The organism is Streptomyces sp. NPDC007162, from assembly GCF_040634175.1.
Lineage (GTDB): Bacteria > Actinomycetota > Actinomycetes > Streptomycetales > Streptomycetaceae > Streptomyces.
The window spans coordinates 1-16,694 of the sequence record NZ_JBEYFC010000057.1; the positions used below are offsets into that span (position 1 = coordinate 1).

The 16,694-nt window shown below is 71.9% G+C and carries 15 protein-coding genes and 1 pseudogene; 7 read left to right on the plus strand and 9 right to left on the minus strand.

From position 1 onward, the window contains the following. Positions 1 to 85: 85 nt before the first annotated feature. From ABZ646_RS09730 to ABZ646_RS09750, 5 genes and pseudogenes are all read right to left on the minus strand, one after another. Positions 86 to 850 (minus strand): annotated as a pseudogene (locus ABZ646_RS09730) (tyrosine-type recombinase/integrase); the annotation flags it as partial. A 153-nt stretch (positions 851 to 1,003) separates the two neighbouring features. After that, the gene (locus ABZ646_RS09735; protein WP_360515219.1) at positions 1,004 to 1,576 is read right to left on the minus strand and encodes a GNAT family N-acetyltransferase; all 573 of its coding nucleotides are present in this window, start codon (positions 1,574 to 1,576) and stop codon (positions 1,004 to 1,006) included. A 358-nt stretch (positions 1,577 to 1,934) separates the two neighbouring features. Further along, the gene (locus tag ABZ646_RS09740) at positions 1,935 to 2,336 is read right to left on the minus strand and encodes a PIN domain-containing protein (protein ID WP_360515222.1); all 402 of its coding nucleotides are present in this window, start codon (positions 2,334 to 2,336) and stop codon (positions 1,935 to 1,937) included. Next, the gene (locus tag ABZ646_RS09745; protein WP_360515225.1) at positions 2,333 to 2,581 is read right to left on the minus strand and encodes a hypothetical protein; all 249 of its coding nucleotides are present in this window, start codon (positions 2,579 to 2,581) and stop codon (positions 2,333 to 2,335) included. Before ABZ646_RS09745 ends, ABZ646_RS09740 begins: the two co-directional genes overlap by 4 nt. Before the next feature lie 128 nt (positions 2,582 to 2,709). Next, entirely contained in the window at positions 2,710 to 2,991 is a 282-nt protein-coding gene (locus ABZ646_RS09750; RefSeq protein ID WP_360515228.1) for a calcium-binding protein, read from the minus strand. A gap of 271 nt (positions 2,992 to 3,262) precedes the next feature. On the opposite strand from ABZ646_RS09750, the gene ABZ646_RS09755 reads away from it, so the two are divergent. Both ABZ646_RS09755 and ABZ646_RS09760 read left to right on the plus strand, forming a co-directional pair. Then, positions 3,263 to 6,109, plus strand: a complete 2,847-nt coding sequence (locus ABZ646_RS09755) for a DEAD/DEAH box helicase (protein ID WP_360515231.1) — start codon at positions 3,263 to 3,265, stop codon at positions 6,107 to 6,109. Continuing rightward, positions 6,106 to 7,341, plus strand: a complete 1,236-nt coding sequence (locus ABZ646_RS09760; RefSeq protein ID WP_360515234.1) for an SWIM zinc finger family protein — start codon at positions 6,106 to 6,108, stop codon at positions 7,339 to 7,341. Before ABZ646_RS09755 ends, ABZ646_RS09760 begins: the two co-directional genes overlap by 4 nt. Positions 7,342 to 7,602: 261 nt before the next feature. Here ABZ646_RS09760 and ABZ646_RS09765 read toward each other — a convergent pair whose 3' ends face one another. From ABZ646_RS09765 to ABZ646_RS09775, 3 genes are all read right to left on the minus strand, one after another. Continuing rightward, a complete protein-coding gene (locus ABZ646_RS09765; RefSeq protein ID WP_360515289.1) occupies positions 7,603 to 9,570 on the minus strand; it encodes a copper resistance protein CopC in 1,968 nt (655 codons plus the stop codon). A 203-nt stretch (positions 9,571 to 9,773) separates the two neighbouring features. After that, positions 9,774 to 10,376, minus strand: coding sequence for a GNAT family N-acetyltransferase (locus tag ABZ646_RS09770; protein ID WP_360515237.1), 603 nt, complete (start codon positions 10,374 to 10,376; stop codon positions 9,774 to 9,776). Continuing rightward, complete coding sequence (locus ABZ646_RS09775; protein WP_360515240.1) at positions 10,369 to 12,504, minus strand: penicillin acylase family protein; 2,136 nt, start codon at positions 12,502 to 12,504, stop codon at positions 10,369 to 10,371. Before ABZ646_RS09775 ends, ABZ646_RS09770 begins: the two co-directional genes overlap by 8 nt. A 107-nt stretch (positions 12,505 to 12,611) precedes the next feature. Here ABZ646_RS09775 and ABZ646_RS09780 point away from each other — a divergent pair, with 107 nt between their 5' ends. The 4 genes from ABZ646_RS09780 to ABZ646_RS09795 all read left to right on the plus strand — a co-directional run bounded on the left by ABZ646_RS09780 (position 12,612) and on the right by ABZ646_RS09795 (position 14,652). Then, positions 12,612 to 13,235, plus strand: a complete 624-nt coding sequence (locus ABZ646_RS09780; RefSeq protein ID WP_360515243.1) for an HhH-GPD-type base excision DNA repair protein — start codon at positions 12,612 to 12,614, stop codon at positions 13,233 to 13,235. A 134-nt stretch (positions 13,236 to 13,369) separates the two neighbouring features. Next, positions 13,370 to 14,020, plus strand: a complete 651-nt coding sequence (locus tag ABZ646_RS09785) for an HdeD family acid-resistance protein (protein ID WP_360515246.1) — start codon at positions 13,370 to 13,372, stop codon at positions 14,018 to 14,020. Positions 14,021 to 14,113: 93 nt separating this feature from the next. Next, positions 14,114 to 14,464: a hypothetical protein gene (locus tag ABZ646_RS09790; protein ID WP_360515249.1), complete on the plus strand. Its 351-nt coding sequence runs from the start codon at positions 14,114 to 14,116 to the stop codon at positions 14,462 to 14,464. Positions 14,465 to 14,523: 59 nt separating this feature from the next. Continuing rightward, a complete protein-coding gene (locus ABZ646_RS09795; protein ID WP_360515252.1) occupies positions 14,524 to 14,652 on the plus strand; it encodes a hypothetical protein in 129 nt (42 codons plus the stop codon). Positions 14,653 to 14,695: 43 nt separating this feature from the next. On the opposite strand, the gene ABZ646_RS09800 is transcribed toward ABZ646_RS09795, so the two are convergent. After that, on the minus strand, positions 14,696 to 16,258 hold the full coding sequence (locus tag ABZ646_RS09800) for a helicase HerA-like domain-containing protein (RefSeq protein ID WP_360515255.1): 1,563 nt from the start codon (positions 16,256 to 16,258) through the stop codon (positions 14,696 to 14,698). Between the two features lie 112 nt (positions 16,259 to 16,370). Here ABZ646_RS09800 and ABZ646_RS09805 point away from each other — a divergent pair, with 112 nt between their 5' ends. Beyond that, on the plus strand, positions 16,371 to 16,667 hold the full coding sequence (locus ABZ646_RS09805; protein WP_003999914.1) for a type II toxin-antitoxin system VapB family antitoxin: 297 nt from the start codon (positions 16,371 to 16,373) through the stop codon (positions 16,665 to 16,667). Positions 16,668 to 16,694 lie beyond the last annotated feature (27 nt).

Here is a 16,694-nt window from a genome sequence, read left to right on the forward strand (position 1 = left end):
TTCGAATCTCGTATCCTCCGCCAGTGCCTCACCGGGCACGATGTCGAAGGGCCCCCTGGAAACAGGGGGCCCTTCGACGTTGTCCTCAGACCCCGTGGTCCTGGTTTTTGTCCACAGCGGGTGTCTCCGGGGCTCCCCAGATCGCTTCGGCGATCTTCCGGGCCACGTCCTTGGAGCATGGCGTCCGGCACGTGCAGGTACCGCGCCCGCATGCTCGCGGAGGTGCCCGGCTCCCACCCCATGATCTGGCCGATGACCCGGTCCGGGACTCGGAGCAGCATGAGCACGGTGGCGGCGGTGTGCCGAGCGTCGTGCAGCCGGCCGTTTCGCACCCCCGCGTCTTCCAGGAGCCGCTTCCAGTCGTGATAGTCCGTGTTCGGGCTCAGCGGTCCACCCAGCGGCTTGGTGAACACGCAGTCCGACTCGGTCCACAGCTCACCAGCTGCCTTACGCTCGCGCTTCTGCGTCTCACGGTGGGCACGGAGCATGGTGACCAGCGGGCCCGGCACTCATTGGCCAGGTCGACATCGGCCCAGCGCAATCCAAGCGTCTCGCCCTGCCTCAGTCCGAGCGCCAGCGCCAGCATCCACCGGGCGCTGTTCCGGCGCTTGCTGGTTTCGAGCAGCAGGCACCGAACCTCTTCCACGGAGTACGGCTCAACCTCGGATTCGTCCTCTTCCATCCGGGGCGGCTTCGCCAGCGCGGCAGCGTTCTTCGCCGCGTAGCCGCGCCGTACCGCTTCCCCCAGCGCGGTCCGGGCGGTGCGGTGGGCCTGGTGAGCCGTACCAGCTTTGCGTTCTCCGTTCGCCTGCATACGGCGGTACAGGCTTTCCAGGTGTTCAGGCTGCAAGGCGACCTACTATCCATCGTGGCTGGTAGACGAGTTGCCGCGACTGGCTGAGCCACAGTGGCGCGCCCCACCTGGACGCCATGGACCACGCCCGCTCCACGGTGTGTGGGGCGATGGCGTACGGGATGGGAGCTGGGGGTAGTGGTGGGTTGCTCAGGTGCCAGGCGTCGCAGCCGGTCGGGTGGATGCACCGACGACACCGTAGGCACGATCGCCAATGGTGAACTCTCCCAGCGGGGCCATGCCGAAACCGTCCACGTGGACTCTCCACGACGCCTGGTTGGCCAGTTCGATGAAGGCGACCATCACATCGGCTCGTCCTGAGGCTGCCTGAAGTGCCGCATTGAACAGTTCCCGGGCCACTCCCTTCCCGCGGTAGACGGCGGCGACCACCACGGGCCCGTAGAGCAGGAAGGGTGTGGAACGGAGCGGGCGTCCTTGCCACTCCAGCGAATCCTGCGCATCCAGCAGTGCCTGGACCGGCGGGGGCGGACTGGGCATGTTCCCCGGGGAGGCCAGCCCGAGCAGGCCAGCCAGGCGCCCGTCATCGTCCGCGACGAGCAGGCTCCCGTCCTCAGCCATCGAGCGCAGTGTGTCGGCATCGAAGCCACCCTGCACGAAGCCCTGCTTCGCACGCTCCTGCTCCGTGAGCGCGTCGTAGTGATTGGCCGCGAAAAGTTCAGCCATAGCCGGGGCATCGGCCGCAACGGCATGTCGATAGTCCATGGCATTGATCCTGCCGGGTGAAACTTACTGCGGCCACTTCGTACGCCCTGCCCCTACGGGCGGTCACACACATGACACGGTCGGAGCCTCCGCTCAGTTGTCAAGGCGCCCTGGTTTGCTGACATCAGCGTCTGATACCAACAAGCACGAACGGTGGCGATCAACGCCGAACCTCAGCGGCCGACAAGTCGAGGGGATGAGGCCCGAAGGTTGCGGTACAGCAGCGAAGTACAGCAACCCCAGCAACCGGTAGTGCCCCACACCGACCCTCATGGGCTCTTCGCGGGCCGATCTGCGGCGACTCTGGTTCTCGGCGGATTCACGCAGATCTGTCCATGGTCCCGGGACGATGTCGCGGTCATAGCCCGATCATCCGGACCTTGCTGCCGCACAGCCGGGTCATGTCATCGACATCCGACGTGAGGACGGCGACCGGGCCAGGCTGGCGCAAGGCCGCTTCGGCGACGGTGGCGTCGATCGCGTACTTGTGTCCGTGCAGACCGGCGCCCTTGAGCAGTTGTGCCGCCGCCTTGGCCGCCGCCTCCGTGACCGGCTCCACCTTGACCCGGGAGAGCGCCCATTGCAGTCGGGGCAGGTTCACCCTGGCGTGACTCACCTCCACGATGGTGTTGGCGCTGACGACAAGGTCCGCTCCCATGTCGTGGAACACCTGGAACATCGCCAGAACCTTCCGGTCCTGCGCCAGCCAGGCCGACAACCCTTCGCTGTCCAGGACGACGGTCTCCATGTGCCCGCTCACGCGGCGCTCGCGCCGCCGGCGGCCTGCGTCGTACCGAAGATCCGCGCCCGCGCCGCGGCCAGCTCTTCCTCACTGAAGGCCCCGTGCTCGTCTGTGTGGCTGCGCAGGTCGGCCCCCAGGAGCTGGTGCCGGATCTGCCTGGCGACCGCTTCGGCCACGTAGCCGGAGATGTTGTCCGTGATCTTCTTCAGCTCCGCCACCTGCTCGGTGGGGAGCGTCACCGTGATGCGTGTGGTGTCAGCCATACCAGTAAGCATACTGCGGTATGCGCGCCACGTGCTTTCTGTTTCCCGCAGTCGGTCCGGTCAGCGGCAGTCGGGGCGACTGCCCGTTCAAGCACGGGCTCAGCTGGGCAGTTGTGCGACGCGCCGGTTCAGCGGGTCCAGTAGCGGTATGCCTCGATCCATCGTGAGCCCTCGGGGGCAGGTTTCGGCAGCCGCAGGTCAAAAATTCCGATGTCCTGTCGGACCGACCCCCGGGCGCAGCGTGCGACCACGCGCCCGTCCTCCTCGGCAAGATCGACACCGACCACGCTCACCTCGACGCCGAGAACAGTCGTGGTGAACGGCACGGCAAGGCTTTCCTCGATCATCGTGAAGAAGCCGGTGAGCTGCTCATCCTCGCCGTAGGCGTCGACGGTGGCCTCTTCGATCAACGCCTCCAGCCTCACCGTAGCGCCGCACCGTACGGTTGAGGACCGGTGTGTTCAGCAGCGGCACATCCGCCGTAGCACCGTCGCCAGCAGTCAAGCAGAGGCCCGCGGTTGCCAGCGTGTGACGTTGCCTGGTGGGGTTCGGTAGTGAGCGGCCCAGGGGAGGGTCCGGCGAGCGACAGGGCGGAAGAGAGTGGCACGAGTCGTCGTACGAGAGCCGAGTACAGGTGCGAGGGGCGCACCGCCGCTGGCCCGGCAGGAAACGTCCGCCTTCGTGAGGGAGCTGCTCGGCGTCGGCTGGGCGACGGTGTTCCTGCCCGGTGAGCCCGCCCGCCTTGGGCGGCTGCTGCTGTGGAAGCCGACCGGGGCGGCGGCCGGAGACAGTATGGCGCCCGCCGGCCTTGAGACCGAGGCGGTGGAGCTGGTCCTGCCGCACGGCCGCTCGGTCAGGCGGCGCAGGGTCGAGGGATACGCGCTGCCCGTCGCCGTCGCTGTCTCCGCCCTGGTCGATGCGGAGCCGACGCATCCCTCCGGTGCCGCCTGGCAGGCCGCCACTCGCTTCGCGCTGCGGCTGCTCGCCGACGGCCGCCTCCACCCGGCCCTCACCCCTGCCGGTTACGACACCTGGCAGGTGGGTCCATTTACCGCCGCCCAGCGCCAGACGCTGGACGCCCTGGCCGCCGCCTTCCCGCCACACGCCCACTGCCTGCCCGAGCCAGGCCCTGCGCCCGTACGGATCACCGAACCGGCCGCGCTGGTACGCCAGTTCTGCGACGCGGTCGCCGATGATCTGGTCCGTACGCCGGCCACGCCGCTCGCCATGGGAGCGCTGCCGTACGCCTGGCGCGAGGCCCGTGCCGTGCCCACCTTGCGTGAGTGGGCCGAGGAAACCCAGGCGGCGCTCACCGCCGAGGTCGGTGTCTCCCTGCGCGTCGACGTACCCGAAGGACGCCGACGGCAGTTCCGGGCCGTCCTGCAACTGCACACCGCGGCGGACCCGACGCTCGTCATCGAGGCCGCACGGCTGTGGAGCGAGCCGACCGAAGTGCAGCGGCTGCTCGGCCCGCGCGCCGAGACCGAGACTCTGCTCGCCCTGCGTCGCGGCGCCCGCGCCTGGCCCCCGCTGCGGAGGCTGCTCGACGATGCCGCTCCCGATCAGCTCCGGTTGACAGACGACGAAGCCTTCGAACTCCTTGGGGACGCCACGGACGCGCTGCGCGCGGCCGGTTTCGACGTGCACTGGCCGCGCGAACTGGTCAAGGCTCTCACCGCGACCGCGGAGATCGGGCAACGCACCGCCCCCGGTTCCACCACGGGTGGCCTGCTGGACACCGAGGCCCTCCTCGAATTCCGGTGGCAGGTCTCCTTCGGCGGAGAGCCGCTCACCGAGGCCGAGATGGATGCCCTCGCAGAGTCACGCCGTCCCCTCGTCCGGCTTCGCGACCAGTGGGTGCTCGCCGACCCGAAGCTGGTGGCCCGCGCCAAGCACCGACGGATGGAACCGCTCACTCTCATGGAGGCGTTGCGCGCGGCGCTGACCGGCGAGGCCGAGCGAAGCGAGATGGGGGTCCCCCCGGCCGGAGGCTGGGGGAGGGACGGTGACCGGGTCCCCTGTGCGGCGGTCGGTGCGCTCAGCGACCTGGTCGCTCGTATCCGCGACCCCGAGTCCCGCACCCCCGTGCCCCAACCCGCCGCCCTCAAGGCCACGTTGCGCGAGTACCAGAAGCGGGGCCTGGCCTGGCTGGCCGAGATGTGCGCACTCGGCCTCGGCGGCTGTCTCGCCGACGACATGGGCCTGGGCAAGACCATCACCTTGCTCGCTCTGCACCTGCACCGGCAGAGCGACCCCACCACCGCGGGCCCCACCCTTGTCGTCTGCCCGGCCTCCCTGCTCGGCAACTGGCAGCGCGAGGCCGCCAGATTCGCACCGTCCACCCCCGTACGCCGCTACCACGGCGGCGACCGCCACCTGGCGGACCTGGCCGCCGACGAGATCGTCCTGGTCACCTACGGGGTGCTGCGCCGCGACCGCGAAGTGCTCGCCGAGACGGCCTGGTCGCTGGTGGCCGCCGACGAGGCCCAGCACGTCAAGAACCCCTACGCCGTCACCGCCCGCGAACTGCGCGCCCTGCCGGCCCGCGCCCGCGTCGCTCTCACCGGCACCCCCGTGGAGAACAACCTCTCCGAGCTGTGGGCACTGCTCGACTGGACCACCCCCGGGCTCCTCGGCACACTCACCGCCTTCCGTGACCGTCATGCCCGCGCCATCGAGACGGGCGAGGATCCCGAGGCAGCCGAGCGTCTGTCCCGTCTCGTACGTCCCTTCCTGTTGCGCCGCAAGAAGTCCGACCCCGGCATCGCGCCCGAACTGCCGCCCAAGACCGAGACCGACCACGTCGTCCCGCTGACGGCCGAGCAGACCAGCCTGTACGAGGCACAGGTCCGCGAGACCATGGCGAAGATCGCGGAGTCGGAGGGCATCGCCCGGCGCGGTCTGGTACTCAAGCTGCTCACCGCCCTGAAGCAGATCTGCAACCACCCCGCCCAGTATTTGAAAGAGCACAGCCTGCGCCAGTCCGCTCCCCTACGGGGCCGCTCCGGCAAGCTCGACCTGCTCGACGAACTTCTCGACACCATCACCGCCGAAGGCGAATCCGTGCTGGTCTTCACGCAGTACAAACAGATGGCGGCGCTGCTGGAGAAGCATCTCGCCGAGCGCGGCGTCCCCGCTCTCTTCCTGCACGGTGGCACCCCCGTCGCGCGGCGCGAGGAGATGGTGGACCGCTTCCAGGGCGGTGACGTGCCGGTGTTCCTGCTGTCGTTGAAGGCGGCCGGCACCGGACTCAACCTCACCCGCGCCACTCACGTCGTGCACTACGACCGCTGGTGGAACCCGGCCGTCGAGGACCAGGCCACCGACCGCGCCTACCGCATCGGCCAGGACAAACCCGTCCAGGTGCACAAGCTCCTCGCGGAGGGAACCGTGGAGGACAAGGTGGCGAAGCTGCTCGAAGCCAAGCGCGCCCTCGCCGACGCCGTCGTCGGCTCCGGCGAGGCAGCCCTCACCGAACTGTCCGACGCCGAACTCGCCGAACTCGTCGCCTTGGGAAGGCAGTCATGAGCCCCGCTGTCCCCGGCCCGCGCCGTGGGCCCGCCCGCGGCAGGCGAGCCTTCGCCGCGACCTGGTGGGGGCAGGCATGGGTGGCCGCCCTGGAGGACTCCACCCTGGACGCCGGACGGCTCGCGCGCGGACGCACCTACGCCCGCAAAGGCATGGTCGGCCCGGTCACCATCGCTCCGGGCCAGGTCAAAGCCGCTGTTCAGGGCAGCCGCCCGCGCCCATACCGCTCCTCAGTCCACCTGCCTGTCCTCACCGACCTCCAGTGGGACACCCTGCTCGACACGATCGCGGCCCGCGCCGGGCATCTCGCGGCACTTCTCGACGACGAGATGCCCGCCGAACTCGTCGACGACGCCCGGCACGCAGGCGTCCCACTGCTCCCACTGCCCACCGAGCTCGATCCGGAGTGCTCCTGCCCCGACTGGGGATACCCCTGCAAGCACGCCGCCGCGCTCTGCTACGCCATCGCCGCCACCATCGACACCGACCCGTTCGTGCTCTTCGCGCTGCGCGGCCGCGGTCGCGAGGAGGTCTTCGCCCGGCTGCGCGCACTCCGTACGGCAGCACAGGAGACCGCCGCCGCACCGGCGCAGGCCGGCATCCCGGCCGCCGCCGCGTACGCCCACTGGGCCGAAGAACCCCCCGAACTGCCCGAACTCCCGGAACCCGCCGCCCACACCACGGCACTGCCCGTCGCCCCGCCAACCGGCAGCGGCCTGGCCGCCGCGGACCTGGAACGCCTCATGGCCGACGCCGCCGCGCGCGCCGCCCGGCTCATCGCGGGCGACACCACCGACCTGCACCTGACTCAGCACCAAGACGCCGTCCGCATCGCCGCGAGCGACCCCGGACTCGAGTGGTTCCACCACCTGATCCAGAACTCCGGCACCAACCCCACGGCCTTCGCCCGCCTCACCCGCGCCTGGCGCCACGGCGGTCCCACGGGCATCACCGTCGCCGAACAGCCGTACACCCCCGACCCGACGGTGATGAAGACCACCCGCGCCGCCCTGGACGCGGCCCTCGCCGAGATGACCGACTCCCCCGCACACCTCAGAGCCTGGCGCAACCGCCTCACCCTCACCCACCACGGCATCCAGCTGCGTCTGGGCCCCGATGCCCGCTGGTACCCCTACCTCCAGGACGACGACGGCGAATGGTGGCCCGCGGCACCAGCCGACAGTGACCCGGTCACCGCGCTCACCTCAGCCTGGTCGCAGAACGGGGAGTAGGGAGGCGATTCCCCGCCGACCAGGAGCCATGAGCAGAAGCTGGACACACTCACGCCGCCCCGCTTCCGTGGTTGCAGTTCTGGTTGCATTCACCGGCGTACAGCACCGTTCAGAAGCTCCGCCCGCTCGGCGCAGGCTGGGCGGCGGTGTTCCTGCCCGGTGAGGCGGTGGAACTGGTCCTGCCGCACGGCCGCTCGGTCAGGCGGCGCAGGGTCGAGGGATACGCGCTGCCCTCCGACGCTGCCCTCATACCTGACTGTGCTACGCCGCGATCCTGATCTTCTTCGTCACGGTCACCTGGTCCAGGTCCGAGATCCGTACGGTCACGTTCATCGTCCACTCGCCCGCGATGGGGATGCTGACGGCGTTGGTGGCCCAGTAGCCGCCCCGGTCCGCCAGGGCCGCGGGCAGCGGGCCGATCTTCTGGGCGGCGAGGGTGAAGGAGAGGCGCAGTTCGGGGACGGTGGAGATACCGCCGTCGGGGCCGAAGACGACCGCCTCCACGGAGTTCTTGCCGACCCGGCCCGGGTCCAGGGTGATCTGCACCTTGCCGTGGCCGTTCGGGGTGCCCACGTCGAAGGGGACCATGGCGACGGCCGCCGCGGGGATACCGACCGCACCCGACGCCGTGCCCGCCTCGGCCGCCGCCCGGCCGGGCAGGGTGCCGGTGAGGATCGTGGTGAGGACCAGGACCAGGACCCCGACGCCGACCTCGGCCAGGACCGAGCGGCGCAGGGCGGCGCGGAGGTCGGAGCCGGACGCGAGGGGCCGCCCCTCGGACGTGTCCGCGACGGACCGCCGTGCTTCGGACGTGACCGCCTCCGCCGGCGACGACCCGGCCGCCGGGGGCTCGGACGACGAAGGTTCGGACGACGAAGGTTCGGACGAGAGGACTCCGGACGACGAGAGTTCGGGCGACGAGACCCCGGACGACAGGACTCCGGACGGCAGGACTTCGGACGAAGAGGGTTCGGACGACGGGGCTTCGGCTGACCGTGCCGCCGGGGCGCCGACCGTCTCCAGGACCCGGGCGCGGGCCGGCGTCGTGGTCCGGGCCGCCGCCAGCTTCGCCGTCCAGCGGCGGGACTGGGAGGCCGCCCCCAGCAGCAGGGTGACGGCGGCGAGTTTGAGGAGCAGCAGCCTGCCGTACGTCGTGTCGGTGAGCGCCTGCCAGGAGCCGAGGCCCCGCCAGGACTGGTAGACGCCGGTGACGACGAGGACCGCCACCGAGACGAAGGCCACCCGCGAGAAACGGGTCACGACGGCGGCGGGCAGCGGGGCGCTGCCCCGCTGGAGGGTGATGAGGAGGGCCGTGAGACCGCCCAGCCACAGCGCCATCGCCAGCAGGTGCAGGACCGTGGAGGTCATCGCCAGGGGGACCTGGATACCGGCCGAGGCGTGCTCCGCCGCCGCCCAGGTCAGCGCCAGGGCGACGGCGAGGGCGGTGCCCGCGGCCAGGAAGGGGCGGGTCGGACGGAACGGACGCGACCGGTCCGCGCCCCGGCGGCCGAGGAACAGGTGGAGGCCCGCGACGACCGCAAGGAGCGCGACCCTGGTCAGCAGGGCCAGTCCCGGGCGGCCCGCCGCCGACTTGGCGAGGGCGGACAGGTCGAGGGCGGTCACCGGGGAGGTGCCCTCCTCGTACGAGGAGCGGAGGACCAGCAGGAAGAGGCTGGCCCCCAGCAGGACCCACCAGGCCGTCCGGACCGGTTTCCGCAGCGGCGCCGGGTCCGGCGGGCGGCACAGGGCGACGAAGGCGGCCGCGCCGATCAGCAGCGCCACGGCGAGGTACGCAAGGTAACGGCCGATGTTGTAGAGGCCTTCGGTGACCGGGTTCTCGACCGGGCCGGTGGGGACGGCCGCGACGGTCGCCGACGGTTCGCCCACGGAGAAGGTGAGGGCACCGGAGACCGGGTGGCTGTCCGCCGACACGACCCGCCACGCCACGGTGAACGTGCCGGTGCCGAGCTTCTTCGGGAAGGTGATCCGGGCGGTGTCCGAGCCGGCGGGGCCGTGTTCGGCGTCGCCGGTGGTCACCCGGTGGTTGGTGGGGTCGTACACCCGGAACGAGTCGTCGAGCAGGCCGACGGACTCGGTGAACGTCAGGGTGACCGAGCCGGGGGCCGACTTGAGTACGGCGCCGTCGGCGGGGTCGCTGCCGCGCAGGGCGGCGTGGGCGGAGGCGGGGGCGGCGGAGGCCAGGAACAGGGCGGTGAGGAGGGTGCCCAGGAGGGCGGCCGTCCGCAGGGCCGCTCTGCGGGGGGCCGGCCGGTGGGGGGTCGCCCTGCGGTGGGCGGTCGGGCGCCGTCGGTCGTGGTGGTGTTCGCGCACTTCACCCGCTCCGAGTTCGGAAACACGTGTTCTTCGGTGATACGGATGGGAAGCGCTCGGCACTCATCTCGCTCGGTACCCGTCTCGCTCGGCACCCCGCGTCACCGCGGGTCGTCCGGGACGGCCGCCGCCCGGGTGAGGAACGCCAGTCGGGCGCGCTTCTCGGGCAGGTACACGTCCGGGAGGTCGGTCTCGGGCAGTACGACGGCCGGGCCGAGCCGGAAGCCCTGGCTCCGGAAGCGGGCGATCGCCTTCTCGTTGCGGACGTCCGGGTCCACGACGATCCGGCGGCGGTCCAGGGCACCGAAGACGTACTCGGTGAAGACGTGGAGCAGGGACCGCGTCCAGCCGGGGCGGGGGCCTTGGGGTCCGGCCGGGGCGAGCAGGACGTGCACGCCGATGTCGCCGGGGCGGGCGTCGTAGCACTCGCTCACCCGGTCCGCCTCCGGCTCGTACGTCTGGAGGAGCGCGACCGGGGCGCCGTCCTTCTCGGCGAGGTGGGCGTGGTGGGTGTCGAGGCCTGCCATATGGGTGTAGATCCCGGCGACCTGGTCGCGGGTGAGGCCGGTCATGCCCCAGAAGGCGGCGCGTTCCTCGGCCACCCAGGAGTGCACGGTGTCCGCGTCGCGTTCCGGGTCGAGGGGGCGCAGGCGCACGGTGCCGAAGCCGGGGACGGTGTGTTCGAAGGGGGGCTGCTCAGGCATCGGTCTCCTCCGTGTCGGTGAGGTCCACCAGTTCCAGGTGGTCCCAGTCGGTGACGACCGGGACCAGGTCGCCCTTCAGCCACAGGGGGAGTTGGTCGGTGTGGTGGTTCGCGCCGGGGACGCCGTCCGCGCCGAACGGGACCACCCAGAGGCTGTCGTCGCGGCGGGCCAGGTCCCACACGTACCGGGCGGCCGGGCCGCGCGCCGAGAGGTCGGTGACGCCGGGGACGGCGGAGGTGCACAGCACGCAGTCGTGGTCGCCGGAGAGCGCGGGACCCTCGTACGGCTGCCCGGGCAGCGCCTGCCAGGGGGCGAGGCGGTGGGTGTCGCCCCAGGTGCCGGCGGGCCGGTTCGCGGCGACTTCCTCGAGCGCGGCGCGTACGACGGCGGGGCGGTCGATGCCGTACAACTCCTCCGCGTCGAGGAGGTGTTCGAGGGCGAAGGCGATACGCGGGGTGAGGGCGAGCCAGGGGAGCAGGGGTTCCGGGCAGGCGAGGGGCGGGGGTTCGGTGAGGGCGGCGAAGGCGGGGTGGGCGGCGAGGTGCCGTACGACGGCGGAGCGTACGGCCGCGTGGCCGGCGGCGGCGGTGCTGTCGGCGTCCATCCGGCGGTCCCAGGCGAGCAGGCGGTCGCGGAGTCCGGCGGCCTCGGGGGTGAGGTGGTCGAGCGCGGCGAGGCGGTTCAGGAGGGGGGCGGCGGAGGCGAGGTGGGTGTCCATGTGGATCGCGGGCAGGTCGGCGGCGGACCAGGTGCGGCGCCCGTCGAGGAGGGCGCGGATGCGGTCGGCGCGGTGGGACGGGGCGAACTCGACACCGAGGGGGGCGGCGGGGCCGCGCTGGTTCGCCATCACGGCGGCACCGTCGACGAGTTCGCCGTACGGCATCTCGTGCCAGCCCTGCCACGCGTGGCCGGGGAGCCAGGCGGGGGCGAGACGGGTGCGGTTGGTGCGGGAGCGGACGGGGACGCGGCCGGCGACGCGGTGCAGGGTGCCTCCGGCGGTGTCGGCGGCGTGGACGACGTTCACGGGCTCGGCCCAGGCGTCGAGGGCGCGGTCGACGTCGGCCACGCCGCGGGCGCGCAGGAGGGGGAGGAGGGCGGTGAAACCGAGGTCGTGGGTGACGCGGGGCGGGTAGCGCAGGGCCAGCGCCTCGGCTTCGCCTTCGGGGGGCTCGGTGGTGTCGGCGGCTGACGGTCGGTGGGCAAAGGTCGGGGGCAGGGGGGTGATCAGGGGGCCGCGGGGTGTTTCGATCACCTCGATCTCGAGCGGGGGCCGTCCTGCCACCGGCACCGTCTCCGTGTGCCGGTGGGCCGGGCTCCAGGTGCCGTCCGGGCCCAGCGCCGCCACCCCGGTCTCCGTCCGGCGCAGGCGCTCCCGGTAGAGGTCCTGGTAGTCGGCCATCGCGTGGGTGATGGCCCAGGCGACCGTGCCGGTGTGCGCGAAGTGGGCGATGCCGGGGACGCCGGGGACGGCCAGGCCGACGACGTCGAACTCCGGGCAGGAGAGACGGATCTGCTGGTAGACGCCGGGGGCCTCGATGAAGCGGTGGGGATCGCCCGCGATCAGCGCCTTCCCCGTGGTGGTGCGGTCGCCCGCCAGCAGCCAGCCGTTGCTGCCCGCGGTGCCCGGCCCGTCCGTGGCGAAGAGCGGGACCGCCTCCGGGCCCAGGTGCCGTATCGCCTCCTCGCGCCAGAGCTTGGCGGGAAAACCGGCGAACAGGATGTGGGCGGCCAGCCAGACGGCGAGCGGGTGCCAGGGCTCCCAGGTGCCGGGGGCCAGGCCGGTGCGGGCGAACTCGGGGGTGCGGGCGGCGCCGGCCGGCAGACCCTCGTTCACGCCGGTCGTGTACGACCGCACCCACTCCGCCGTCTCCGGGTCCCGTCTCTCCAGCGCCTCGAAGCAGCGTCTCGCGGTGTCCGCGAGACGGGCGCGGCGGGCGAGGACGTCCCAGGCGACGGCCTGGGCGCCGAGGAAGGACGCCGACGTGCCCTGGGCCCGGTGCCGTTCCGTCTCCAGCTGCCAGGCCCGGTCGTGGGCGGTGACCCGGCCCTGGGCGCGGGCGAGTTCGCGGGCGTTGTCCGCGCGCAGATGCGGGATTCCCCAGGGGTCGCGGTACGTCTCTGTGGTCACCCTGCGACACCCTTTGCCTGAGGTTAGCCTTACCTAATGTTCCCGACGGGGGAATCGTACGTGAGGGGTGGAGTGCGGGCCGGGGCCGGGCGCGGGATCATCGAGCCATGGACGCCAATGCCGACGCCGCCGCCCCCGCCCTGCGTCTCGCCCAGGACGCCGAGGCCGACGAACTCCTCAGCCGCAGCAGGCTCGCCGCGCTCGTCGGCATGCTGCTGGACCAGCAGGTGCCGATGGAGTGGGCGTTCAAGGGGCCGACGACGATCGCCCGGCGCATGGGCACCGAGGATCTGGACGCGCACGAGATCGCCGCACAGGACCCGGAGGCGTTCGCCGCGCTGCTCTCCGAGAAGCCCGCGGTGCATCGCTATCCCGGGTCCATGGCGAAGCGGATCCAGCAACTGTGCCAGTACCTGGTCGAGCACTACGACGGGGACGCCGAGGGCATCTGGCGCGACGTCGACGGCGGGGCGGAGTTGTCGAAGCGGCTCCAGGACCTGCCCGGGTTCGGGAAGCAGAAGGCTCAGATCTTCCTCGCGCTGCTGGGGAAGCAGTTGGGGGTGCGGCCGAAGGGGTGGCGGGAGGCGGCGGGGGTGTACGGGGAGGCGTCGGCGTTCCGGTCGGTGGCCGACATCACCGGGCCGGAGTCGCTCGCGAAGGTGCGGGCGCACAAGCAGGAGATGAAGGCGGTGGCGAAGGGGGCGAAAGGGGGCGGCGCAGAAGGTGGGTGACGGGGCGTCGGTGGGTGCGGCAACCGCTCCCCTTCAGGTGGGTGCGGTCGTCGGAGTGGGGATGTGCACGGGTTCGTCACCCGGTTGGGCTCTTTCCGGTGGCGGTGGGGGATGGTCGGGGCTCCCCTTGATGCATGACCGAGCCCCACAGCACCGGGCCCGCCCCCGACGACCGCAAGGCGCATGCCTCCGGTGTCGGGCGGCATGAGGCCGAACCACCGTTCGAAGGGCCGTTGCACGCACTCGCCCAGGCCGCCTGGCAGACCGTCCTGGTCACCGGGATCGCCTCGCTGATCCTCGGCATCCTGGTCCTGGTGTGGCCCGGCGCGTCCCTGCTGGTCGCCGGTGTGCTCTTCGGTGTCTACCTGCTGGTCAGCGGCATCTTCCAGCTCGTCGCCGCCTTCGGCACGCACAAGACGACCTCCCTGCGCGTGCTGGCCTTCATCAGCGGCGCGCTGTCGATCCTGCTGGGCCTGTTCTGCTTCCGCGGCCCGCTGGAGTCGGTCCTGCTGCTCGCCCTGTGGATCGGGATCGGCTGGCTGATCCGCGGCATCACCCAGACGATCGCCGCCGTGCACGACCCGGCGATGCCGGCCCGCAGCTGGATGATCTTCCTCGGGATCGTCACCTTCATCGCCGGCATCGTGCTGATCGTGTCCCCGTTCAAGTCGGTCGCCGTACTGACCCTGGTCGCCGGTATCTGGCTGGTGGTGGTCGGCATCGTCGAGATCGTCTCCTCGTTCGGCCTGCGCGGCCGCGCCAGGCACATCCCGCGCACCGTGTGAACCGCGTCAACGCCGCGCCTCGCAGGTACGCCGAGCGAGCGGTTCTGCCGCCGACGCGATGAACACCGCCCACGGCGCGGGGAGATGACCACCATGAGCAGCGGTCCCGTGCACGGCCGCCCGCGGCCCGGCCCCGCCCGGCTGCGGGCGGTCGTGGCGCTGCTGCTCGCCCTGCTGCTGGCCGGCGTCCCCACGGCGGCCCTCGCTGCGACCGCCCCGGCCACCGCCGCCGCGGCCGGGACCGCCGAGCACGACGTGCCCGACGCCCCGTTGCGGCCACCCGCCCGCGCCGTCCACCGCGCCGACGTACCCGAACGCCCCGCGCCGCTCCCGGCCGCGGGGCCCGGCGACCCGGCCGACCAGGACCGGCGGCCCTCCTGCCCGGCCGCCCCGCGTCCGCCGTACGCCACCCCCCTGCTGCGCACCGTGGTCCTGCGCTGCTGACCGACCCCGCACCCCGCTCCCCCCGTCAGGTCGGTCCGCTCAACGCAAGGAACACCGTCATGCCCTCAGACCCGTACGCGGTCCTGCGCGCCCTGCTGCGCGCCGAGGCCGTCCGCAGCACGCCGAAGCCCCAGGAGAAGGCGGCCGAGCCGCCCAGGCCGCGGCCCCGGGAGCAGAAGCTCGGCTGAGCCCTCGGGACGGAGCCGGGTCGTCCGCACCGGGCGACCCGGCTCACCTGCGCCTGCGGGCCGTACCGAAGAGGGAGCGGGTGATCTCCCGGCCGAGCTGGGTCCCCACCGAACGCGCGAGGGACCTGAACATCCCGCTCGCCACGACCTGTTCGACGAGCGAGGGCTCTTCCCCGTGGGCCGCGGGCTTCGACCCGGCCGCCGGGGGCGCGGCCGGGGCCGTGGCCGGCTGGAGCTTCTCGTATGCCGACTCGCGGTCCACAGCCTGTGCATAACGTCCGTGCAGGGCGGACGTCCGGGCCGCGGTGTCCAGGTCGGCAGCGTCGACGGGGCCCATCAGGGACTCGGGGGCCCGCAACCGGGTCGCCGCGACCGGGGTCGGGGCGCCGTTCTCGCTGAGCACGGTGACCACGGCCTCGCCGGTGCCGAGCCCGGTGAGGAGTTCCGCGAGATCGTACGGCGACCTCGGGAAGGTCCCCACGGTCGCCTTCAGCGCCTTCTGGTCCTCGGGGGTGAACGCCCTGAGCGCGTGCTGGACACGGTTGCCCAGCTGGGCGAGGACGTCGGACGGTACGTCCTTCGGGGTCTGCGTGACGAAGAAGACGCCGACCCCTTTCGAGCGAATCAGGCGCACGGTCCGGGTGATCGATTCGAGGAACGCCTTCGACGCGTCGTCGAAGAGCAGGTGCGCCTCGTCGAGGAAGAAGACCAGCCTCGGCTTGTCGGCGTCGCCGATCTCCGGGAGGTCGTGGAAGAGGTCGGCCAGCAGCCACATCAGGAACGTGGAGAAGAGCAGGGGTTTGTCCTGGACCGCGGGGAGTTCGAGGACCGAGACGACGCCGCGGCCGTCCGGTGCCGTCCGCAGGAGGTCGGCCGTGTCGAACTCCGGCTCGCCGAAGAAGTCCGTCATGCCCTGCGCCTCGAAGGCGGTCAGGGAACGGAGGATCACGCCCGCCGTGGCCGTCGAGAGACCGCCGAGGTTCCGCAGCTCGGCTCTGCCCTCGTCGGAGATGAGGAAGGCGACCACCGCGCGCAGGTCCTTGAGGTCGATCAGCTCCAGGCCCTTGGTGTCGGCGTAGTGGAAGATCAGGCCGAGGGACTGCTCCTGGGTCGGGTTGAGCTGAAGGATCTTGGCGAGGAGCAGCGGGCCGAAGCTGGTGATCGTGGCGCGGACGGGGACGCCGTGGCCCTGGCCGCCCAGCGCGAGGAACTCCGCCGGGAAACCGGCCGCCGTCCACCGCTGGCCCACCTCGGCCGCCCTGCCCAGCACTCTCGCGCCGCTCTGCCCGGGGCGGGCGATACCGGACAGGTCGCCCTTGACGTCCGCGAGGAACACCGGGACGCCCTGCGCCGAGAGCTGCTCGGCGATCAGCTGGAGGGTCTTGGTCTTGCCGGTACCGGTGGCACCCGCGACCAGGCCGTGCCGGTTCAGCATGGGGAGCGGGATGCGGACCGGGACGTCGGGACGGCACCTCCCGTCCCAGAGGAGGGCGCCGAGGTCCAGCGCCGGGCCGGTGAAGGCGTACCCGGAGGCGATCGCGGCGACCGCGGCAGGGGTCGGGGCGCCGGCTCCTGCCGTTCCCGCGGGTTCGGCGGCACTCGTCATCGGACCCCCACTTCCCGTTTTGCCTTTTTGATGACCTTTACAACGTCTTTTCCAGCGTCGCACTCGGTCGCCATGGCTGCGCCCGGAACGTCAGGACCGGTAGGCTTTCCGTGTGATCTTCAAGCGCATCGGAAACGGCCGGCCGTACCCCGACCACGGCCGGGAGAGCACCCGGCAGTGGGCGGACGTCGCACCGCGCCCGGTCCGCCTCGATCAGCTCGTGACGACCAAGGGCCAGCTCGACCTGGAGACCCTCCTCGCCGAGGACTCGACGTTCTACGGCGACCTCTTCGCGCACGTCGTGAAGTGGCAGGGCGACCTGTACCTGGAGGACGGACTGCACCGCGCGGTCCGCGCCGCCCTCCAGCAGCGGCAGGTACTGCACGCGCGCGTGCTCGAACTCGACTGACACCCGGGCGTACGCCCGCTCGCCGTC